Source organism: Streptomyces sp. NPDC005017, from assembly GCF_042873115.1.
Taxonomy (GTDB): Bacteria; Actinomycetota; Actinomycetes; order Streptomycetales; family Streptomycetaceae; genus Streptomyces.
The window spans coordinates 14875-37347 of the sequence record NZ_JBIALD010000023.1 but is presented as its reverse complement, the minus strand read 5'-3'; the positions used below and the strand labels follow the sequence as shown (position 1 = coordinate 37347).

The window sequence follows — 22473 nt, the reverse complement described above, 5'->3', positions numbered from 1 at the left end:
TGACCGGGACGAGCCCGGCGGCGTACCGGCCGGCGACCGGACCTTGCTGCCGGCGGACTGCCCCACCAGCCGACAAGGCGCTGCCCGCTTGGACACCCACGTGAAGCCACTGAAGCAGCCCCCGGTTTCGCGCCCGGCAAGCGGGGCCGGCACGGTACCGGCCCCGGCCTCGACACGACCGTCAGCGGGGCATGAGGGCGAAGACGCCCCAACCGAGGTACTCGCGCTGGTACCTGGCGTAGCGGGCCGGTCCCTCGGACAGCTCGGCTCTCAACTCGGCGGCCAGTTCGTCATCGGGATTCCGATCAAGCCAGCGTCGGATGTTGAACCACTGCGCGGCCTGATAGCGATCCCAGCTGTCCTGGTCGGCGAGCACCATCTCCACGATGTCGTAACCCAGTTCACCGAAGTGCTCGATCAGCTCGGGCAGCAGCCGGAAGTCGTCCTTGCCGCTCGCGTGGCATGCCTCGGCGGTGTACTGGTCGACAGGGGCCTGACGCCAGTACGGTTCGCCGATCAGCAGCATGCCGCCGGGGCGGAGGCTGCGACGCAGCAGATCGATCGTGCCGGCCACTCCGTCGCCGATCCAGGTGGCGCCGATGCACGTGGCGAGGTCGACGTGCTCCTCCGCGACATAGCCGGACGCATCACCGTGAATGAAGACCACCTGATCGGCGACACCGAGTTCGGACGCCCGAAGACGGGCCCTGGCCGTGAACTCGGTACTGATGTCCACACCGGTCCCGACGATGCCGTGGGCGTGCGCCCAGGTGCACAGCATCTCGCCCGATCCGCTGGCGAGGTCGAGTGCGCGCGTCCTCGGAGCCAGGTGCAGTGCCTGCCCGAGGGCGGCCAGCTTCTCGCTCGTGAAGGGGTTGTGGATGCGGTGGCCGCTCTCGCGGATGGTGAAGCTACGTGGAAGATCCACAGCTGGGATTCCTTACGTCCGATGAGGTCATGACGCTTGCGGGGGACGGCCTGTCGGCGCTGGCCGCCGCTGCGTGGACCGTCATGCAAGGCACCTCATTCGGACGTGCGGACTTCGAACCTCGGCGAGGCTAGGACGCGTGAGTGACGGTGTCCACCGGTTTTCGCCCGGGCTGGGCACCCACAGGCGGCTGGTGCAGAGCGCGGGGCTCCTGGCGTCGGGCGGACTCCGGCCCGCGGCGGCAGGCCGCCGAGGAGCGTGGGAGCGTTCACGATCGAGGTCATTCCGCGGCGTGGTTGCCGAAAGGAGCCCCTCTCGCCGCCGGTCGGCACTGCCCGACGAATGCCCGTGCGTCGCGCGCACGACGCGGTGCGACGCCGCCGTAGAGCCCCTGCCGTAGAGCCCATTGCGCTCGCCCATGACACCGTCGACCTCCGGTCTGCGGGCTGGGCCATCAGGGAGTTGCAGGACGCGCCTGGACCGACGACAGCCCGGCCCGGTTCTTCGTGGTTGGTGCCACAGTCGGCTCGAGGCCCACCCTGGCATCCCCGGCCGTGAATGGGGCGGCCAGGGGGCGCATCGCCTCCGGCGGCGGTCGGTGAACCGGGGTACCGTCGGCGGCCATGGCGAGCCGCGCAGCCTCACTTCTCGAGCGGGATCCGCCTCCGTTCCGGGTCAACAGTGTTGAGGGAGTGGCCAGTTCGGGGCCTGCGGTCCTGAACTGCCAGCGCGTGAGCCCGGACGTAGATCCACGCGTTCGGGTTCTCCTCCGTACGTACTTTCTCTGTCCGTCCGGAGTAGCACGAAGTCCGCCTCACAGTTGGATTCGCGGCGTCCGTGGACACGAAATCGTCGTTCCGTCCTGGAAGTTGAGAGGAAGGAACGGCACTCGTGCGGATTGGACGCATGGCACCTTTGCTCGCCGTGGGGGTCACGGCAACACTGGTCCCCGCTCTCGCTCCGTCGCCGGCATCCGCGGCAGCACCGCTGAAGGCATTCGAGAACCAGAGACCCGCATGGCACCGTTGCGACGCTTCGCTGCCCGCCACGTTCCAGTGCGGGACGATCAAGGTCCCGCTCGACTACGGCCGCCCCGGGGGCAAGACGATCAAGCTGGCCGTCTCGCGCATGAAGACCAGCGTTCCCGGCAAGCGGCGCGGCGCGCTCTTCTTCAACCCTGGTGGTCCGGGCGGTGAAGGCCTGGACATGCCGGTCTGGATCAAGGACGGTTTGCCCAAGCAGGTCCGCGAGCAGTACGACCTCATCGGGTTCGACCCGCGGGGCGTGGGGCGCAGCAGCCCGGTCACCTGCGGGCTGACGAGCGCGGAGGAGAACATCGAGCACGCCTACCGGCCGGAGACGTTCGACAGCACCGTCAAGTGGGCGCGGACCGTCGCCGACAAGTGCCGTGCCAGGAACGGTGACGTCCTGCCGTACATCACCACCCGCAACACCGCCCGCGACATGGACGTCACCCGCGCCGTACTGGGCGAGAAGAAGATCTCCTACGTGGGCTACTCGTACGGCACCTATCTGGGCGCGGTCTACTCGCAGATGTTCCCCGGGCGGACCGACCGTTTCGTGCTGGACAGCGCCGTGGACCCGGCCCGGGTGTGGCGGGGCATGATCCAGGTCTGGGCGGAGGGCGGCGAGCCCGCGTTCACGCGGTGGACCAGATGGACCGCTCAGCGCCACCGCACGTACAAGCTCGGCGACACCGCGGCCAAGGTGCGGAAGACGTTCTGGAATCTGGTCGAGCGGGCCGACCGTGATCCGATCGAGCTCGACGGCCAGAAGGTCAGCGGGGACGACATCCGAGCCAGCCTGCGTCCGGTCTTCTTCAGCCCCAAGGTCGCGGCCGAGGCGGTCGTCGATGTGAAGAGGGCTGCCGAGGGCAGGACAGTCTCGCGGCCCTCGGTGCTGTCGGGCGAGGCGCGGGAACCCCGCCGCTTCGCGACTCCCGCCGCGGGGGTACCGCGTGACAACGGCACCGCCGCCTTCTGGACGGTGGTCTGCGGCGACACCGCGGCATGGCCGCGCGATCCGGAGCAGTACCGGCGTGACGCGATCCGCGACAGGGCCAGGTACCCGCTGTACGGCGACTTCGGCTCCAACATCGTGCCCTGCGCGTACTGGGGGAAGCCCGCCGAGCCCGCCACGAAGGTGAACAACCGCGTGGGCCTGCTCATCGTGCAGAACCAGTGGGACTCCCAGACGCCCCTCACCAGCGGCCTGGGCATGCATCGCGTGCTGAAGGGCTCGCGCCTGGTCTATGTCAAGGGCGGTGAGGGTCACGGTGTCTACACCATGGACCCGCGCTCGTGCGCCGACCGGAACGTCAACTCCTACCTGATCACCGGCAAGTTGCCCACAGGTGACGTCACCTGCAAGCCCGGCCGGTCCGCGGGGGTGAACCCGGGCATCGCCCCGGTGCCGCCGCAGGCACCGGGCGCGCCCCGCTTCTGAACACACCCTGTCGGGGACGGACGGCCGGGCCTGACGGGCCCGGCCGTCGCGGGAGCGCCTTCCGGCACTTCGCTGTTCTCGCGCCGAGCGCCACGTCGGACGCCGCCCGGCCTCGGCCGTGTGGGTGTGGCCGGACCCGGCCGGCGCGAACGCCGGCCGGGTCCGCTCTGTGCCAAGGGGCGCAGAGGCGAGGCGGCCGTCTCTGAATGGCCGTGACCCCGACCAGGCTCCGGTGGACCCGAGTTGGACTTCACAGATCTTCTGCAGCCGAAGCACTCCACACCAACGGACCGCTGTGGGAGGGTCGTCGTGTGACTCGCCTGGCGGACCCGCTCCGCTTCTTCAGCATGCTCGCCGCCTGGGTTGCCACCCCCTGGGCGCTCGCTCCGTACTCGGTGCTGCTCGCCGTGCTGTCGGTGATCCTGCTGCTCGCGGTGCTGACCGTCTTCGGTACGCCGGGCGACAACGGCATGGAGAGGGAGAAGATCCTCGTGCCTGTACCGGGGACGGTGACCATCGGCCTGGTGGTGTTCCAGCTGCTCGCGGCCGTCGTCTTCTCCTGGGTGGCCTGGCCGGTATGGGCCGCCGTCGCCGTGACGGCGCTGGCCGTGGCCAGTCTGGTCGCCGAGCAACCCCGCTGGCGGCGCCTGCGCGCCCTGCCCGCGTGAGGGCGGCGGCGCCCGAGTAGCCGGCCCTGTCCGTGGCGCGGCGCGAGGCGATCCCGAAGGCATCGCGGCAGTGGCGCGGGTGACGAAGGCGGCGACCGGCCGCGGCAACGCCTCCTTCCCGCCATGGTCCGGCGGGGCCTGTGGCATATGCCCAGGGTATGTCGCCTGTTTGGCGGTGTCGTGAGGGCCGGTCGGGCTGCCAGCATGAGGTTCATCCCCCAGGGGAGTCGGCTCAGGTGACTGTCCGGTGACGGACGGCCGTCGGCTTCCCTCACTCTTCGCAGGCGCCGCCCTCATGTCGGCCTTCGAACCGACTCTGCGGCTGCCTGCTGCACCGTTCAGGAGTCAACCGTGCGCGTCATGATTCAGATGCGTCCCGAGCAGGATGTGCTTCGGGCCGTCATCGATCCGAACGAGACCACCCCCGCCGCAGCCACCGTCGCCGGGGACATCCCCGGCATCGCCCTGGACCCCAACTTCGTCCCGGTCCCCGTCCCCCAGCCCCAGCCGGCCGCGCCCGGAGGCGACCCGCTGTCCCTGGACCAGCCGCTGACCTTCTCCCTGGCTCCCGAGAAGGCCAGCGTCCTCGTGCGCGGGGAGATCCAGGACTACGACATCGCCAGCCGGTACGCGATGCTCGCCACCGCCCGTCCCGACATCGTCGGCATCTCCTCCGACCCGGTCATCGAGAGCATGCCGACCTGCGGCGGCGACGCCCCGGTGGGTGACTGGCACGACGTCCAGCGCAAGCTGACGCAGAGCCTCGAATCCGAGGGCCTGGAGGGTGCCGGCGTCGCCCTCGCCGTCCTCGACACCGGCATCAACGTCCAGCACCTCTCCCAGGTCATCGGCCACGACCAGACCGTCGACGCGGCCCGCAGCTGGAAGCCGGCCGGAGTGGTCGGGAACTTCGGCCAGTTCGACGTGGACCACGGCACGATGTGCGCCTTCGACGCCCGGATCACCGCGTCGAAGGCGACGCTCCTCGACCTCCCCATCCTGCTGTCGCGGCGCCCCGGCGCCACCGTCATGGAGGGCTTCCTCTCCGACGCGATCGCGGCCTTCTCGCACCTGCGGTTCATCCTCGAGGACATGCCCGAGGAGCGCCGCGCCCTGGTGGTCAGCAACAGCTGGGGCTCGTTCAGCCCGAGCTGGGACTTCCCTCCCGGGCACCCCGGAAACTACTCGGACAACCCGGCGCACCCCTTCAACCTGGCCGTCACCGCCCTGGAGCAGGCGGGCGCGGACATCCTGTTCGCGGCGGGCAACTGCGGCCGGGAGTGTCCGGACGGCCGCTGCCAGTTCCCCTCGCGGCCGATCAACGGAGCGAACTCGCACCCCCGGGTGCTGTCCATCGGCGGTGTGAACGTCGACGGCGTCCGCGTCGGCTACTCCTCCCAGGGGCCGGGCCGGCTCAGCCGCCGCAAGCCGGACGTCTGTTCCTTCACCCACTTCGCGGGGTCGAAGGCGTTCGGCGAGAACAGCCCCGACTCCGGTACGTCGGCGGCCTGTCCCGTCGCCGCCGGCGTGGTGGCAGCGGTGCGCTCGCAGCTTCCCGTGAGCAAGCTGTCGCCGATGGAGATGCGCACGCTGCTGCGTCGTACCGCCAACGACGTCGGCGGGGCGGGATTCGAGTTCGACCACGGGTACGGCACGATCGACACCGGCCGTATCGTGGACGTGATCCGCAAGCTCCGATAGCGGGTATCTCGCCCAGGGAGAGCCATGGCTCCGCAAGGCCCATACGTCCTCGTCACCGTCACGCTCCCACGAGGGGCGACGCTCTCGGACGCCATACGGGAGTACGGGCTGACCGCCGACGACGTCGACGAGACGTACGGCGTCGTGCTCGTGGAACCCGACCGGGGCACCCACGTCATGATGGTCAGTGAGAGCGCCGCCGCCCGGATCACCGGGACGGACGCGGCACGCGGGCCGTTCGCCAACCCGAAGATCGAGCCCTACGGACCGCCACAGCCTGGACCGGCGGACGACGGTCAGGGCTGAACGGCCCCTGCGCCGCACTGCGGTCAGGGCACAAGCGTGTGTGACCCCGGTCGGCGCCGGCGCCGACCGGGGTCACACACGACGCCCCGCGGACCGCGCCGGGCGGACGCGGAAGCCGCTCCGCCCTGCGGCCTTGCGGCGCTGCTCGGCGTTGCGGCGCCGCCCGGCGCGGGGCGTCGTGCTCCGGCCCCCGCGTCGTCGGCGCCGAGCACGATCCTGGTCGTCCTCGCCTGCCACGGCGCGGGGCGCATGCTCACCGAGCGCCGACTGCCGGAGCCGGTGCCGCACGGCCCCGCCCGGAGCACGGATCGGCAGATCAGCCGGTGAGGCCGACGGCCGGTTTCGACGCGCCGTCGAGGAGTTCCCGTACCAGTTCGCCGACCTGATCGGTCTCCAGCAGGAACCCGTCGTGACCGTGCGGCGAGCGGATGACACGTACGCCGTCCGCGGACGGTATCCCTTCCGCCAGTTCCTCCTGCTGCGCCAGGGGATAGAGACGGTCGGAGTCCACCCCGGCCACCACCGTCCGGGCCCGTACCCGGCCGAGAGCCGCTCGCCGGTCGATGCGGCCCCGTCCGATGTCATGGGTGTTCATCGCCTCGACCAGGGCGACATAGCTCGCCGCGTCGAACCGCGCCACGAGCTTCGCTGCATGGTGATCGAGATAGGACTCGACGCTGTAGCGGCCGCCCAGCCAGGGCTGTTCCTCGCCCTGGGCCGCGTGGCCGAACCGGGTCTGGAGTTCTTCGGCCGACCGGTAGGTGATGTGCGCGATGCGGCGGGCGATGCCCAGGCCGGTGTGCGGCCCCCGTCCGGGACCGGCGTCGTGGTAGTCGCCGCCCTGCCAGTGGGGGTCGGCGCGGATCGCCTGGATCTGTGCGGTGGCCCAGGCGATCTGGTCCGCGCTTGCCGCTGCCGGGCAGGCGAGCAGCAACAGGGCGGACACGCGCCCGGGTTCACCGACCGCCCACTCCAGTGCGCGCATGCCGCCCATGGAGCCGCCGATCACCAGGGCCCAGCGCCGGACGCCGAGCGCGTCGGCGAGTCCGGTCTCGGCGCGCACCTGGTCGCGCTGGGTCAGACGGGGGAAGGCACCGCCCCAGGGATGTCCGCCGGGGCCTGTGGAGGAGGGGCCCGTGCTGCCCTGGCAGCCGCCCAGTACGTTCGGCGCCACCACGAACCACCGGTCGGTGTCGAGTGCCCGGCCCGGGCCGACCAGCGCGTCCCACCAGCCGGGGGTCGGGTGACCGGGTCCGGCAGCGCCGGCGACGTGGCTGTCGCCGGTCAGGGCGTGCAGGACGAGCACCGCGTTCGAGCGGTCGGGGGCGAGCCGCCCCCAGGTCTCGAACGCCAGCCGCACCCCGGGGAGGTCGCCGCCCGCCTCCAGCGCCAGCGGTTGCGTGCGCCGGTACCACCGGCGGCGGCCGGGTGGGTCCCCTTCCCGCCACGCACCGGTGGAGGGAAGAGGGACCGCGGTGGCCGCCGCCGTCGCGACGGGGTTCAGGACGCGTCCTTCGCGGCGCGGAAGCCCGCCTCGAGGTCGGCCTTCAGATCGTCCGGGTTCTCGATGCCGACCGACAGGCGAACCAGTCCCGGGGCGGTGCCGGTGGCGGCGAGCTGTGCCTCGTCGAGCTGGCTGTGGGTGGTGGAGGCGGGGTGGATGACGAGGCTGCGTACGTCGCCGATGTTCGCGAGGTGGCTGAACAGCTCCAGTCCGTCCACGAATCGTCGGCCCGCTTCCACGCCGCCGCGCAGTTCGAAGGAGAGCACGGCCCCGGCGCCGCGCGGCAGGTAGCGGAGCCCTGCCTCGTACCAGCGGTTGGACGGCAGGCCGGGGTAGTGCACCGCGGCCACCTCGTCCCGCTGTTCGAGCCACCGCGCCAGCTCCAGGGCGTTCGACGAGTGCCGTTCCAGTCGCAGGCTCAGCGTCTCGACGCCCTGCAGGAGCAGGAACGCCGAGTGCGGGGCGATGGCGGGGCCCAGGTCGCGCAGCAGTTGTACGCGCAGCTTGACGGCGTACGCGCCCGCGCCGAGGGCGGGCCAGTAGCGCAGGCCGTGGTAGCTGGGGTCGGGCTCGGTGAAGTCGGGGAACCTCTCGGGGTGCGCGCCGAAGTCGAAGGTGCCCGCGTCGACGACGACACCGCCGATGGTGGTGCCGTGGCCGCCGAGGAACTTGGTGGCCGAGTGGACCACGACGTCCGCTCCGTGCTCGATGGGGCGCAGCAGGTACGGGGTGGGCACGGTGTTGTCGACGATGAGCGGCAGGCCCGCCGCATGGGCGACGTCGGCGACGCCTTGGACGTCGAGCACGTTGCCGCGCGGGTTGCCGAGGGTTTCCGCGAACAGGGCCTTGGTGTGCGGCCGTACGGCGGCCCGCCAGGCCTCGAGGTCGTCGGGGTCCTCGACGAACGACACCTCGATGCCGAACTTCGGCAGGGTGTGGTGGAACAGGTTGTACGTGCCGCCGTAGAGGGAGGCGCTGGAGACGATGTGGTCGCCGGCCGAGGCGACGTTCAGGATCGCGAGGGTCTCCGCGGCCTGCCCGGAGGCGAGGGCGACGGCCGCGACGCCGCCTTCGAGTGCGGCGATGCGCTGCTCGAGGGCGTCCTGGGTGGGGTTGTGGATCCGGGTGTAGATGTTGCCGGGTTCGGCGAGGGAGAAGAGGTCGGATGCGTGCTGGGTGTCGCGGAAGACGAACGAGGTGGTCTGGTAGATCGGGACGGCCCGGGCGCCGGTGGTGGGATCGGGAGCGGTGCCGGCGTGGAGCTGCTTGGTCTCGAACGACCAGGCCGGCGCCTCGAGTTCGGCGGATTCGCGCTCAGGGGTGTGACCTGCGGTGACGGCGTCGACGGGCTGGCTCATGATTCTCCTCGGGGGTGGGCGTGAACGGTGGGGTGGCGGAAGGCCGCGGCTGAGGGGCGGACACGGTCCCGTGTGCGGGCACTCGGGCACGGCGGATGCGGCGAGGACGGCGCGGCGGGGAGGGCACTGCCGTTTCGCGGTCCGGCACCGGACGGTGCCCGTCCGGCCCGTGGCAGACAGCAGGCGTGGAGGCAGCCGAAGCCGTACAGGCCCAGCGGCCGGGAGGACGGCACTGCGCGGGGCGAGTACGCGGAATGCGTGTGGGGAGCGCGGGGTTATGCCGCGCGGCGCCGCGTCAGCGGGTGACGGGACAACCCGTGGTCGTGACACGCACGTAGTCGACGTGGCGACGGGTCACGAGTACGGTCATGCGCTCAGGTAACCACAGGTGGGGCGCGGCGCACCAGCACTTTCAGCCGAACCGGCGAGACGGGCCCCCGTGCCTCCCGCCCCGGAGCACGTCTCGCCCGCCGCCACCGCGATCGGCCGCCGAACGGATGACGGCGACGGCGCCCCGGCGGGACGCCTCCCGCTTGCCGGGGCTTCGCACCCGTCCGTCGCCGCCCGATGGCGCTGTTGTGCTGCCGGGCCGCATCCGTGTGTCCGACTCGGCGTACGGCCTTGCGGAGCTGCCCGACCTGCCGCTGGCGGCTGGCAAGTCGTTCCCCCTGACGTGTCCTTGAGCGCTCGTCACATGGGCCGACCGGGCCGTCACGTCGTCCCTTCGCGTCCGGAGTCACCGGCTCCCGGTGCCGCCTGGCCGACCGGCGGAGAAAGGGGCAGGTCGGAGTGCATTCTGGGCGGTCCGGGAGGAAAATGGAGTGGTGTGAGAAAGCGCGCCGACGGCATCCGTCAGGTGATCAGTAACAGGATGTGAGCAGGATGGTTGACCGTGCAACGAGCAGTCGGGGCACGGCCCGGGAGCGCACGGCCCGGGAGCACACGGATCGTGACATCCGGGACTCTCGTGGCACCGACGACTCCCGCGACTCTCGTGACCGCCGCCGTCATGACCGGCCCCGGCATCAGGTCCGCATTCCCGGCTTCGCCCGCGAAGGCGCGGAGATCGGTCTGGGTGACGCCGTCGCGCGGGTGACCACGGCGGTCGGCATCCGGCCCTGCGGCGGCTGTGAGCGCCGTGCCGAGACGCTGAACCGGTGGATGACCATCGGCGGCGAAGGGGACCGCTGACGTACGGGCGGGCGCATTCGTTCGCTCGGCAGGACGTCGCCGGGCGTACCCTGCGCGGCAGGACCTCATCGGACCTTGCCACGCGTTCCGGCCTGACGGTCCGACAGAGTGTGTGTGAGGAGTGACTGATGGACGCCGAGACCACCGACCCCCTCATCGCCACCAGCCCCCCGCCGGAGGCCGGGACGAGGCCCCCGACCCCGGCCTCCGCCCACGCCGTTCCCACGCTCGACCCGGAGGACCTCCGGCCCGCGCGTCCCGCCGCACCCGCTGTGTCGGCCGTGACCCAGGCCTCCTGCGGCTGTAGCAGTGCCGCCTCGCCGGGCGGCACGGAGGTCGAGGCCGACCCGGCCCTCGGCTACGTCTACGTGCTGGGACGCGTCCACGCGGTGTTCCCCGACCTCTCCGTCCAGCACGAGTTCTTCCAGGCCGCCGGTGCCGGCGGCAGGACCGACAGCTCGGACGCCGAGGCCATGTACCGCGTCCTCTCCGCTCCGGAGAACCGCTACATCGCCCGGCAGATGTGCTTCGTCCTCTCCGTCCAGGACGTCGCCACCTACATCCTGAAGCCCGCCGACCCGACCGAGCTGGACGAGCTCGTGGAAGCCCTGCGCCCGGTCAGGGACCACCGTGATCTGGCCGTGGTCGTCGGCCGTCTCGGCCCGGTCGTGCCTCCCGGCGCCTGCCAGGGACTGTCCGTACCGGAAGTGAGCGTCCTGAAGGTCTGGGCCTTCGACAGGAAGGAACTGATCGGTGCCATCGAGCGCCCGGGGGAAGTCTCCAAGAAGGAGTTCGCGCGGGGCGCGACGGAGACGCTCGACCGCATGCTCCAGCTCAGCGACAACGCCGGCACCCTGCCGACCGCTCGGGCCGTCAACTTCCTGACGGTCAGGTCCCAGGAGATCTACCAGACGTCCCACCGCAAACGCGAAGCGGGCTACATCCTCTCCGGGGTGGAAGCCGTACCCTCCCGGCTGAGCACACGGTCGCAGACCGTCGTCACGGTCGTCTTCTCCTACACCCACCGTCAGACCAATGTCGTCGAGAAGTGCTTTGCCCGCGTCGGCGTCACGGGGCCCTTCCCCTACCTCGTGACCGCGTTCCAGAGCTACTGCAACCGATAGAGCTACGGCAAACGACAGACAGGCGAGACGGAAAGGAGGCGAACGGACATGCGTATCCCCGGATTCGCCGTCGAGCCGCCGGCCCACGGCGTGAGCCCCGGTGACCGACTGCACCCCCAGTTCTTCACCTGCGAGGAGGAGCTGGCCCCGGTGTGCCGCAACCAGTGCAAGGGCGTGCCCAACTCACGCGCGTGCGTGCGGCGGTGCCTGGCCGAGGCCTGCTCGGAGAAGTGGTGACCTTGATGCGCATCCCCGGATTCGAGCGCCCCGTCGAAAGGGCGAGCCCGGTCCCGAAGGCGCCGGACGACAGGCTGTTCCCGCAGCTGGAGTCGTACTGCTCGCGCGAGTGCCGTGCGGAATGCGGCTTCGACCACGACCCCGGCTCGCCGGAATGGTCCGAGTGCTTCGACTCCTGCATGGAGACCTGCCGCTGAACCGAGCGGCATCCATCACCACCTCGTGATCCACCACCACCTCGAGCGGAGGTGACCCGGCATGAGCCTGCCAGGATTCACCCGAACCTCACCGCCCGCAGCACCCGGCGACCGCCTCGTGCTCCAGCACTTCACCTGCGAGGAGGAGCTCGGGCCGCATTGCGAGAACATCTGCGAGCGCTCCTGGAACCCCGCCCGCTGCGTCCGCGACTGCATCCGCAGGAACTGCTACCCCGACCGGGGACCGAGATGACGTAGAGGCGCCCATGGACCTCCTGGACATGGTCGGCCTCACGCCGCTCATGGCACGGACCTCCGGCCGGTCCTCCGTCGCCGTCGGCCTGATCGACGGCCGCGTCGCCGTGGACCACCCGGCCTTCGCGGGCCACCCCGTCCGGGAACTGCGGCCCCACGACGGCGCGCAAGCCTGCCGCGGCGGCGACGTGTGCTGCGCGCACGGCACCGCCGTGGCCGGGCTCATCGCCGGAAGCCGGGGCGTCTGCGCCGGCTGCACACTCGTCTCCCGGCCCCTGTTCGCGGACCGGTCGGCCGACGGCGCTCCCGCGACCTGCCTCACCGGCGTACGGACGGGGGAGCTCGCCGAGGCGATCGTGGAGACCGTCGCCGCGGGCGTCCACGTCCTGAACCTCAGCATGGCGCAGCCGGCGCCCTCCGGTGTGCGTGACCACGCGCTGGAGGACGCCCTCGACCACGCCGCCGCCCGGGGCGTGATCGTCGTGGTCGCCGCGGGGAACCAGGGCCGTCTGGGAGCCACCGTGCTCACCGACCACCCATGGACGATCCCGGTGATCGCGTACGACCGCGCCGGGCGCCCCATGCCCCAGTCCAACCGAGGCGCGTCCATCGGCCGCCACGGCGTCGGCGCCCCCGGCGACCGCGTCCCGGGCCTCGCCCTCGACTCCCGCACCCTCGTCCTGAGCGGCACCAGCGCCGCCGCGCCCTTCGTCACGGGCACGGTCGCCCTCCTCCGCTCGGCCTTCCCGAAGACCAGCCCGCAGGCCGTGCGGTATGCGGTCACCCACGGCCCCGTCCGACGGCGCTCGGTGACCCCACCGCTGCTCGACGCCTGGGCCGCGTACACGGCACTCCAGGCGATGCCGCAGTGACGGGCGACGGGCCGGTCCCCGCCTGGCCGGCCCAAGACCGGCCGCCGGCACCCCACCCCCAGCGCAGCGCACCGACCACGGAGGCAACGTCATGAACACCCTCGGCCCCGACACATCCCCCGGCTACCTCAAGCGATCGGCCGAACCGGTCCGTGAGCACCTGTCCGCCGCCACACAGCTCCAGACCTTCCTGGCGGGTGCCGGCGACCTCACCCTGGACCAGCGGCGGCTCCTCGTCGAGCAGGCCCTAGTCCTGATGGAGGGCAACTACGTCCACCTGCCCCTGAAGATCGCGATGCACGCGGTCAACCCCGTGCAGCGGCTGCGGCTCATCCGCCGCGAGCTGGAGCGGCAGACACCCGAGACGATGGGACCGGAGTGGGTCTTCCACGCCCAGATGGCCCAGGTGTTCCACTCGGTTCGAGACCTGCACACCAACTACCGGCTGCCCGACCCCTTCGCCAAGAAGATCGCCTTCCTCCCGTTCCGCGTCGAGGAGGCCGCCGACGGACCGAAGCCCCGCTTCCTGGTCACCCGTATCACCGAGGGCTTCTCCGCCCCCGGCTTCGAACGCGGCGTCGAGATCACCCACTGGAGCGGCATCCCCATCGAGCAGGCCGTCGAGCTCAACGCGGCCCGGTTCGCCGGAAGCAACGCCGCGGCGCGCCGCAGCCGCGGCGTGCAGTCCCTGACCGTGCGCTCGCTCTCGGCCCATCTGCCGCCGTTCGAGGAGTGGGTGACCGTCAGCTACACGGACACCGACGGCGTCGCGCGCGAGCTGCGGGAACACTGGCAGGTCGTGGAGAACCTCCCGCCGATGCCCGCACCCAGCGGCGACGCGGCGCTCGTGATGGGCGTCGACGACGAGTCCGAGGAGATCGGCCGGGCCAACATCATGCTCTTCGCCCCGCACGTCGTCGCGAGGCAGCATGCCGTGGACGAGGGACGGTCTCCCGCCGCCGCGGAGGGCGAGATCGTGAGCACCATGCCGCAGGTCTTCACCGCCCGCACCGTCGACACCCCGTCGGGCACCTTCGGTCACCTCCGCATCCACACCTTCAGCGTCCAGGACGCCGAAGCCTTCGTCGAGGAATTCCTCCGGCTCATCGGCGAGTTGCCGCAGAACGGTCTCATCCTCGACGTACGCGACAACGGCGGCGGCCTGATCTGGGCGTCGGAGCTCACCCTCCAGGCACTGACCCCGCGCCGGATCACGCCGGAGCCGTTCCAGTTCATCAACACGCCCCTCAACCTGCGCCTGTGCCGCGCCCATGCCAGTCTCCGGCCCTGGCTGGAGTCCATGGAGCAGGCCGTGGAGCTGGGCGCCGCCTTCTCCGCCGCGGTACCCCTCACCCCGGAGGCACCGGCCAACGCGATCGGCCAGCGCTACTTCGGGCCGGTCGTCCTCATCACCAACGCCCGTTGCTACTCCGCCACCGACATGTTCGCCGCGGGGTTCCAGGACCACCGGATCGGCACCGTACTCGGTGCCGACGACAACACCGGAGCGGGCGGGGCCAACGTCTGGGCGCACGCCGACATCATCAACTTCTTCCCGATCCCGGACACGCCGTACCGTTCGCTGCCGAACGGCGCGGGGATGCGCGTGTCGATCCGCAGGTCCCTGCGGGTCGGCGACCGGGCCGGCACACCCCTGGAGGACCTCGGCGTCGTACCGGACGAGCGCCATCGCATGACCCGGCGGGACCTCCTGGAAGGCAACGTCGACCTCCTCGCCCGCGCCGGCGCACTCCTCAGGACGCAGCCCGTCCGGGAGCTGACCGTCACCGACGCCACGCGCGCCAACGGCTCGCTGCGCCTGAAGCTCAGGACGGCCAACGTCGACCGCGTGGACGTCTACCTCGACCGGCGCCCCCGTACCTCCGAGGACGTCTCCGACGGTCAGGTGGAGGTCACGGTCCCGGGTGCCACGGGCGCCCAGTCGGTGAGGGTGGACGGCTTCGCCGCGGGCGAGCTCGTCGCGGGCCGCACCGAGCAGCTCTAGGAACGGGCGTGGCCGTGACCGGGGCGGGGCGAGTCGCGGTCACGCGCCGTCTTGCCTCAACGGATTGTGCCAGCCGCGGCGGGATCACCTGTCCGAGCGCGGCTCGCCGCGAAAGGCGATGATCTCGTCTCCCGCCGCGACGAAGAGCTCGTTGCGGGACGTCACTTCAAGGGCTTGGACCGGACGGTTCAGGAGCAGAAGCCGTTCAGCGTGGTCGCTCTCCGGAGTCCATGCGTGTACCGCGCCGTCACGGCCGCCGGTGAGCACGGTCAACCCTGATGCTCCGTACCGGCAGGTCACCGCTGTGACCGGCCCATCGTGACGGGTGTCGCACTGTGCGAACACTTCCCGGCGGACAGCGTCCTCAAGACGAACGGAGCCGTCCTCGGCCCCGCGGCAGACAACGAGCAGGCCGTCGAAGAGGGCGTGGACCGAAGGTCCGGTCGGCCCTGTCCGGTCGGGGCCGGGGTCCAGTTGCCCGGGCTCGAGCCCGGTGGCGTGGTGGTGTGGTGCGGGGCCCGCGTCGATCAGGCGACGTCTGCCCGGTTCGTGGATCCAGTTGCCTCGGGAACTGTCAGTGAGTCGTACGACGGTGAGCCCGGCGACCTGGATCCGCTCCGCGTGAGTGAAAGCGAGGGGGTGGGGGCGGTTCGAGCGGGCCTTCCCCGTGCGTCCGTTCAGTACGGCGTAGTCGCCGCTCTCGGCGGGCAGTACGAGCAGTTCGGTGTGACCGTCCGCGGGTAGGGCGAGGATGCGGGCGGGCGAGGGGTGGCAGCGGACTGTCCACCGCGGTACCCATGGGAGGCCGCTGCCGTGAGCGGGGGCGGCCAACCGGGTTGCGAGTTCGGCGTTTCCGTCCCTGAGGGCCGTCAGGCTCGCCGCAGTTCGCCGGTCACGCACGGAGTGCCGACTGTCCAGCAGTTGCTGCACGATTGACAACGGCAGCCTCGCCGCGTCGGGGGTGTTGGACACGGCTTCCCGAACGGAGCGGGGGTCGGCGTGCAGGAGGAACTCTGGGTCGTTGAGCAGTTCGCCTTCTAGACCCGCCTCTGTGGCGAGAGCGAGGGCGTGTCGCAGGACGTACGGTTCGGCTGCCTGCCAGTCACGTGACGGGGCGGCTCCCAGCGGACGGAGTAGCAGTTCCAGCAGAGAGCGGCGCCACTGGGGGGCGGCGGAGTGTGCGAAGTCGTCGACAAGATAGTCGGCGATCGACTGGTGGAAGAGACGGTAGAGCAGTGACCCGTCCGAGTCGGTGGCTGTACGGAGGTAGAACCGGGCTGCTTGAAGCGTTCTTCTCAGTTCGTTGTGAGAGGGCTCGGGCGGTACGTTCCGCCCGTCGCGGCCGGCCGTGAACAGCGGGGCGACGCGCTGCAGCGTGGAGACGGGCATGCCCAGCCCGTGCGCGGCGCCCAGGGCGGTGAGGACGGGGCGCAGCCAGAACAGCTCTGGCTGCGAACGCAGTTCCAGTTCGAGGAACTCGGTCAGGCTGTGCGGGACTTGGTGGGCGGCCTCCGCCGCGTCGTGCGGATCGATCTGTGTGTCATGCACGGAGTTGGCGAAAGTCCGGGCGCACAGACCGGCGACGAGAAACGTGCCCCAGGGCAGTTCGGGGGTGTTCCGGTTGACCAGTGTGGACGCCAGCTCGCGGGCGAAGGCATGGACGACGGACCCGCGATGGCGAAAGGCGCGCGTGGACCGCAGAATCCCCGTGACGTACTCCGCCAGATCCATGGTGAGTTCGTGCGCCGGCGTCCGGTCGAGGTCGATGAGCAGACCGTCGACGGCCGCGGCGTCGAGCAGGGGCGCGTACTGCGAGTACGGCCGGGTGGCGACCAGGATCCGGGCGAGGGGGCGGCCGTCCGACCGAGCCCGTTCGGTGAGCGGGAGCAGCAATTGGTGCATGACGTCGGTGCTCTGCACCATCTCGTCCAGAGCGTCGACCACCACGATCGGCGGTGTCGGCATGCCGCGCAACTCCTCCAGAAGCCGCTGCGGAGTGCGCACGTCGGTGCCCAGCTGGCGGCCCACTGACGCGCAGACCTCGAACAGGTCGCGTTGGCGTGCGTGGACGGCGGCGAAGCCGGTGGTGGCGGGTGCCGGAACATGGGCTGCTCGCAGCCACAGTTCCCTGCTTCTGTCGTGCAGGGCGGGGTGGGCCGCGCTGACGAGGACACCGAGCAGGGCCGACTTTCCGGCGCCCGGGGCACCGGTGACGAGTGCCGGACCCGGAGCGTCCGGGTCGTCCAGCCAGTCGGACAGCAGCGCGAGCTCGTGCCGACGGCCTGTGAAGCGCCCGAGTACGCCGCGCCCGTGTTCTGCCACGGCCGAGCTGCCCGAGGCACGCTCCATGAAGTGGTGGGGGTCGAGGCCGCTGTCGGCGTCCTCCACGAACGGCAGGACGGCCGGGTCGAGGCTGCGGTGCAGCAGCCCCTGCCTGCGCGCGCCCACGTATGCCGGGTTGGCGAAGAAGGGCGGGTTGCGGCTCCCGCTGTCGGCGACGTGCAGGGGTTCCACGACGACTACGTCGCTTCCGCCCGCGAACGCCATCTGCCGTCGCAACTGTGAGGCGATGACCGGGAGCGGTACGAACGGCAGGGTCGGATCGACGTCGAGTTCCCCCTGCCGCAGGCGGTCGAGCACAGTCAAGAGGCCGCGGGTGAAGGTGCCTTGGGCCTGCCGTCTTGATCCGCTGTCCGTCCCGAGGATGAGCCATGCGTCGGGTGGCAGAGACCTTCGAATCCTGTCGACTTCGCCGGCCGGGGCCCCGCAGGTGTCCAGGACGAAGAGGACGCAGGACTGTGAGCGGTCCGAGGGATGAGGAGAGTCGACCGGAAAGACGGACTGGGGCGCCGGGCCGTCCGACGCGAGATGCCCATGACCGGCGAAGTAGACGATGCAGGTGTCGTCGGGATGCCGCCGCAGGAACTCGCCCGCCTTGGAGCGCGCCGACCAGGGGGCCACGTCGAAGGAGGTGACGCACGCGTAGCCCAGGGAACCGAAGGCCTCGGCGGTCTCCCGCACCAGACGGGCCGTCATGTCTGTCGGGGGAAGGTACGGTTGCTCGCTCTCGGCATCGCCACCGTACTCGTACGGTTCGACACCGATCAGCAGGGCACGGCTGTGCCCGGGGCCCGGCGAGTCCAACGGATCGACCTCCTGCTTGCCTCTCGACCCCAGCCTAGGGCCTGTGCGCCCCATCCCGCCGGGTGCCCGCGACTGCGGTGGACCTGAAGATGCTCCCGGCCCTCGAACCGATTGCCCGGCAGCCATCATGCGTGACGGTCGTCTTTAGTAGCCTGGCCCGCACAGCGTCACATCGAACGACATCGAGGATGACCGGATGCCGGAGGCCTCCGAGGAAACTCCGGGCTGCCGGGGCAGAGCCATGAGCCTGGCCGTCCACGAGTTCCAGGGCGCCCACCGCGCACTCCCGTTCCCGCAAGAAGTCTTGGCCCTGCGTACGGCACTGACCACCGCGGGATACACCCTCGAGAGTCACGACGGTCTGACGGCATCCGAGTTGGGGGCGAAGGCCACAGCGTTCCTGAAGGTGTCCGGTCCCGGTCCGCGCATTCTGCATGTGCTCAGCCACGGCGTCACGGTGCCGCCGGCCGAGCGACTGCACATCGTGGGTGCCTGCGGGGGCCTTGACGAGACGACCGACGTCGAGCGGTGGTCCGAACTCGTCGAGACCTATCACCCGGATCGGCCGTACACACTCCTCGTCCTCGACCTGTGCCACGCCGGTCAAGCCGCGTGGCCGGAATGGATCCACAAGGCGGCGGGCTTCGACCGGCGGGTCTGGGTGATCGGCGCCTGCGAAAAGTCCGACAACGCCTACAACGCCCGTCTCACCCGGGCGTTCGCCACGTTTCTCACCGACCTGTGCACCGATCCCGCCTCCCTGGGTCTCGACGCCGCCTCGCCCCACGTTCCGTTCGCCAGGCTCGTGGAGGGCACCCGCGCACGGGTCGATGCGCTGGCCTCGGCCCCGGGCGCCAGCGAGCAACGGGTTACCGCCACCCCCTACGACGGGCAGTACCCGGACCTGCCGTTCTTCGACAATCCGCTGTCGGTGTCACAGGTCGTCCAGTGGGACGAGATACTCGACTTCGGCCACTGGCAGCGGGCGTCGACCGGGCAGTCGGCGCTACGGCCCCACCGGCCGGGGGTGGGGTTCGTCGGACGGTCGCAGGCACTACGGGACGTCGCCGAGTGGCTGGACGCCACCATGGACGGCGACCCCGCCCTCCCATGGCTCTGCCTGATCACCGGGCGGCGAGGCTCCGGCAAGTCGGCACTGCTCGGGGTGCTCGTCTGCGCGACGCACGAGGACTTCGACAAGACCGACGACCGTATCTGGCTGGCCCCGTTCGGCGCACACGCCCCCTCCCGGCACGGGCCCGGGCACATGGCCGCGGTCCACGCACGACGGCGCGGCCTCACCGCGATCCTCGGCTCCATGGCGCGGCAGTTACGGGTGGAGGAACGCGTGCGGGAGGGACGCGCGGAGTTCTCCCCGGCCCGCAGCCTGTGCGAGGCGATCCGTGGACTGCCCCTGCCGCCCGTGGTGGTCATGGACGCCGTCGACGAGGCCGAGAACCCCTCGGAGGTCGTGAGCGAACTGATCCTTCCCCTGTCGGAACGACGCCCCGACGGCACCCCCCTCGCCTACTGTCTGGTCGGCGTGCGCGACGAGGAGCCCGCCTCTCCGCTGTACGCGATGGCCCAGGAGTCGGGACTGCCCGTCGACCTGGAGAAGATCCACGCCGACACTCTCAACACCGAACTGCACGCCTATGTGTCCATGCTGCTGCGGACCGACCCCTACTACGCCGATACGCGGTTCAGCAAGGCCCGCCCGCTGTTCGCCCAAGGCATGGCCGCGGTCCTGTCCCAACGGCTCCCCCAGCAGCGGGGTGGAGAATTCCTCATCTCCGGGCTGTACACCCACCACATCCTCTCCCTGCAGCAGCCCGCCTTCGACGCCACCTCCGCGGAGGCGCTCGGCGGGAAGGTGCCGCGCGACCTCGCGGGCGTGCTGGACCTCGACCTGGCGACCGGGGCGGCTGCGCGGCCACTGCGCCGGCCCCTGCTCACCGCGCTCGCGCACACCCGCGGCACAGGCATGCCCGTATCCGTGGTCAGGTCCGTCGCGCGGCTCTTCATGGCCGAGGGGACGCTCCCGGGACCGGACGAGATCCAGCAGGAGCTGGACAGGGAAGGGCACTATCTCCGCGTCTCCACCGACACCGACGGCACCCTTCTGTACCGGCTGTACAACCAGGGCCTGGACGACTACCTGAGGTCGGCTCAGAACGACATCGACGGCGAGTGCCGGCACACCGGTGTCCTGGACGCCGTACTCGCCTCCCGCGACGGGCTGTCCGCCTCCCGAAACCCGGCCTGGTCCCTTCCCTACGTACGCCGCCACGCCGCCCAGCACGCCGCCGACGAAGGACGGCTGCCGGACATCCTCGTCCATCCCGGGTTCCTGGTACACGCCGACGCCGATGCGCTGGGACCGCTCCTCACCGGTCTCTTGCCACGCCCTGCCGATCCGCGGGCCCTGCTTCTGCGGACATCGCCTGCCCGCATCCGCGACCTGCCGTTCGGAGCCCGGCGTCAGCTGCTCGCCCTGGAAGCGATGCGCTGGGGCCTTCCCGACATCGCGCACGAGGTACTGGAAACACCCGCCGTCGACGCCGCACCCGCACGAACCGTGCCGCTCTGGGCCACGGGAACCAACCTGGACACCCGCCAGCTGAGTGTGTTCTCCGAGCACGTGGACGCCGTCGACGCGGTGGTCGTACTCGAACTCGACGGACGGCCCGTCTCCGTCTCCGCGGGCGCCGACGGCACGATCCGCGTCGCCGACATCACCGACGGATCCCCGGTGGGAGAGCCGCTCACCGGACTGACCTCACAGATCACCGCGCTCACGGCCACCACCCTCGACGGCACGGAGGGCCCGGTGCTCATCACCGGGTCGGCCAACGGACCGGTCCACCTGTGGGACCTGGCCACCGGACAGATACGCGGCGAGCCGCTGCTGGGCCACAGCGACCGGATCACCGCGCTCACCACGTGGACGGCCCCTGAGGGGACGTACCTGGTCACCGGTTCCGCGGACGCCACCGTGCGTCTGTGGCACCTCCCCGACGGCACCGCGGCGGGTGAGCCGCTCACCGGTCACACGGACGAGGTCACCGCGCTCACCACGTGGACGGCCCCTGAGGGGACGTACCTGGTCACCGGTTCCGCGGACGCCACCGTGCGTCTGTGGCACCTCCCCGACGGCACCCCGGCGGGTGAGCCGCTCACCGGTCACACGGACGAGGTCACCGCGCTCACCACGTGGACGGCCCCTGAGGGGACGTACCTGGTCACCGGTTCCGCGGACGCCACCGTGCGTCTGTGGCACCTCCCCGACGGCACCCCGGACGGCGAGCCGAGAGGCGGCCACGAGGACGCCGTCACCGCCGTGGCGGTACTGCCCTCGGACCAAGGCGCGATCGTCTTCTCCGCGGACGCGGCCGGCCGCATCCACCAGTGGTCCCCCGACGGCAGCCCGGCGAACGCACACGTGCTGCGCGGACACATGGGTGCGGTCACCGCCCTGGCCACGGGAACCGCCGCCCCGCACGCACTGGTATCCGCCAGCGACGACGGCACCGTACGCACCTGGAACGTCACCGCACAGCCGCCGATGCGGGAGCCGGCGCCGAATCCGGCTCCCGGGCACGACGGGCCGATCCGCGATCTGGCCGCGCTGACGACGAACGGCCAGGTCCTCGCCGTCAGCGGGGGAGCGGACCGCACCATCCGGCTCTGGTCGCCGGACGACGGAGCCGCCGCCGGCCCCGCAGCGACGATCGCAGTGCGCGGCGGCTTCTCCGCGATGGACTGCTGCGAGCAGGAACGCCTCCTGGTGACCGGCACAGCCAACGGAGCCGTCCACCTGCACGGCGCCGACGACGGCACACTCCTGGCCCGGCTGGGCCCCCACCCCTCGCCGGTCACCTCGGTCCGCTGCGCCCTGGTCGGCGGCGCACCGCGCGCCCTGGTCACGCACCAGGACGGCGTGGCGCAGATGTGGGACCTGCGCGAGCGCAAGCCGACGGGCACGCTGCGCGGTCACCGGGCAGCGGTCACTTCGGTGTCCTTCTTCGGCACCGACCCCCTGCCGACCGCCGTGACCGCTGGCTACGACCGGACCGTTCGGCTCTGGGACCTGGCCACCTACACCGAGTGCGGACTGCTCCCCGGGCACAGCGACGCGGTGACCGCCGTGGACTGCACCATGGTCGGCTCCGTCGCCACGGGCGTGACGGCTTGCGCCGACGGGTCCGTACGGCTGTGGGACCTGGAGGGCCGGACACAGTCAGGCGAACTCGCCGGGCACACCGGGATGGTCACCTCCGTCACCTGTGCCTCCGTGGACGAGGTGCCCACGGTCGTCACCACCTGCCAGGACGGCACGGTACGGCTATGGGACCTCACCACCCGCCGGCTCGTGGAGGAGCTGGTCTTCCCCGAGCCCGTCCACCGGGCCCGCTGGCTGACCGAGGGAAGGCTCCTGTTCGGTTTCGGCAGGGACGTGGCCGTGTTCTCCGCGGGCGGCCTGCACACGCACGTCGAAGCCGACGAGGACTGAGACC

16 protein-coding genes are annotated in these 22473 nt (G+C 71.1%); 12 read left to right on the top strand and 4 right to left on the bottom strand.

Annotated elements, in window-relative coordinates; translation table 11 throughout:
- Positions 1-181 precede the first annotated feature (181 nt).
- Positions 182-928, bottom strand: coding sequence for an SAM-dependent methyltransferase (locus ACFYR0_RS28685; protein WP_389334174.1), 747 nt, complete (start codon positions 926-928; stop codon positions 182-184).
- 906 nt (positions 929-1834) lie between these two features.
- On the opposite strand from ACFYR0_RS28685, the gene ACFYR0_RS28680 reads away from it, so the two are divergent.
- From ACFYR0_RS28680 to ACFYR0_RS28665, 4 genes are all read left to right on the top strand, one after another.
- Positions 1835-3394 (top strand): alpha/beta fold hydrolase, encoded by a 1560-nt coding sequence (locus tag ACFYR0_RS28680; protein ID WP_389334171.1) that lies wholly within the window; start codon positions 1835-1837, stop codon positions 3392-3394.
- 311 nt (positions 3395-3705) lie between these two features.
- Positions 3706-4062, top strand: a complete 357-nt coding sequence (locus ACFYR0_RS28675) for a hypothetical protein (RefSeq protein ID WP_389334169.1) — start codon at positions 3706-3708, stop codon at positions 4060-4062.
- A gap of 360 nt (positions 4063-4422) precedes the next feature.
- Entirely contained in the window at positions 4423-5763 is a 1341-nt protein-coding gene (locus ACFYR0_RS28670) for a S8 family serine peptidase (protein WP_389334403.1), read from the top strand.
- Between the two features lie 24 nt (positions 5764-5787).
- A complete protein-coding gene (locus tag ACFYR0_RS28665; protein ID WP_389334166.1) occupies positions 5788-6069 on the top strand; it encodes a hypothetical protein in 282 nt (93 codons plus the stop codon).
- Positions 6070-6385: 316 nt separating this feature from the next.
- Here ACFYR0_RS28665 and ACFYR0_RS28660 read toward each other — a convergent pair whose 3' ends face one another.
- Positions 6386-7573: a homoserine O-acetyltransferase gene (locus ACFYR0_RS28660; RefSeq protein ID WP_389334400.1), complete on the bottom strand. Its 1188-nt coding sequence runs from the start codon at positions 7571-7573 to the stop codon at positions 6386-6388.
- Complete coding sequence (locus ACFYR0_RS28655; protein WP_389334163.1) at positions 7570-8931, bottom strand: bifunctional o-acetylhomoserine/o-acetylserine sulfhydrylase; 1362 nt, start codon at positions 8929-8931, stop codon at positions 7570-7572. Before ACFYR0_RS28655 ends, ACFYR0_RS28660 begins: the two co-directional genes overlap by 4 nt.
- Before the next feature lie 882 nt (positions 8932-9813).
- On the opposite strand from ACFYR0_RS28655, the gene ACFYR0_RS28650 reads away from it, so the two are divergent.
- From ACFYR0_RS28650 to ACFYR0_RS28620, 7 genes are all read left to right on the top strand, one after another.
- Positions 9814-10122, top strand: coding sequence for a hypothetical protein (locus ACFYR0_RS28650; RefSeq protein WP_389334160.1), 309 nt, complete (start codon positions 9814-9816; stop codon positions 10120-10122).
- Positions 10123-10250: 128 nt separating this feature from the next.
- Entirely contained in the window at positions 10251-11246 is a 996-nt protein-coding gene (locus ACFYR0_RS28645) for a hypothetical protein (protein WP_389334157.1), read from the top strand.
- Positions 11247-11294: 48 nt separating this feature from the next.
- A complete protein-coding gene (locus ACFYR0_RS28640; protein ID WP_386376644.1) occupies positions 11295-11483 on the top strand; it encodes a hypothetical protein in 189 nt (62 codons plus the stop codon).
- Positions 11484-11488: 5 nt separating this feature from the next.
- Complete coding sequence (locus ACFYR0_RS28635) at positions 11489-11680, top strand: hypothetical protein (protein WP_389334154.1); 192 nt, start codon at positions 11489-11491, stop codon at positions 11678-11680.
- 61 nt (positions 11681-11741) lie between these two features.
- Positions 11742-11933 (top strand): hypothetical protein, encoded by a 192-nt coding sequence (locus ACFYR0_RS28630; protein ID WP_389334152.1) that lies wholly within the window; start codon positions 11742-11744, stop codon positions 11931-11933.
- Between the two features lie 13 nt (positions 11934-11946).
- Positions 11947-12807: a S8 family serine peptidase gene (locus ACFYR0_RS28625; RefSeq protein ID WP_389334150.1), complete on the top strand. Its 861-nt coding sequence runs from the start codon at positions 11947-11949 to the stop codon at positions 12805-12807.
- A gap of 91 nt (positions 12808-12898) precedes the next feature.
- Complete coding sequence (locus ACFYR0_RS28620) at positions 12899-14812, top strand: S41 family peptidase (RefSeq protein ID WP_389334147.1); 1914 nt, start codon at positions 12899-12901, stop codon at positions 14810-14812.
- Positions 14813-14896: 84 nt separating this feature from the next.
- On the opposite strand, the gene ACFYR0_RS28615 is transcribed toward ACFYR0_RS28620, so the two are convergent.
- Positions 14897-17848, bottom strand: coding sequence for an AAA family ATPase (locus ACFYR0_RS28615; RefSeq protein WP_389334144.1), 2952 nt, complete (start codon positions 17846-17848; stop codon positions 14897-14899).
- Positions 17849-18152: 304 nt separating this feature from the next.
- Between ACFYR0_RS28615 and ACFYR0_RS28610 the strand changes: the two genes are divergently transcribed.
- Positions 18153-22469 (top strand): hypothetical protein, encoded by a 4317-nt coding sequence (locus ACFYR0_RS28610; protein WP_389334141.1) that lies wholly within the window; start codon positions 18153-18155, stop codon positions 22467-22469.
- Positions 22470-22473 lie beyond the last annotated feature (4 nt).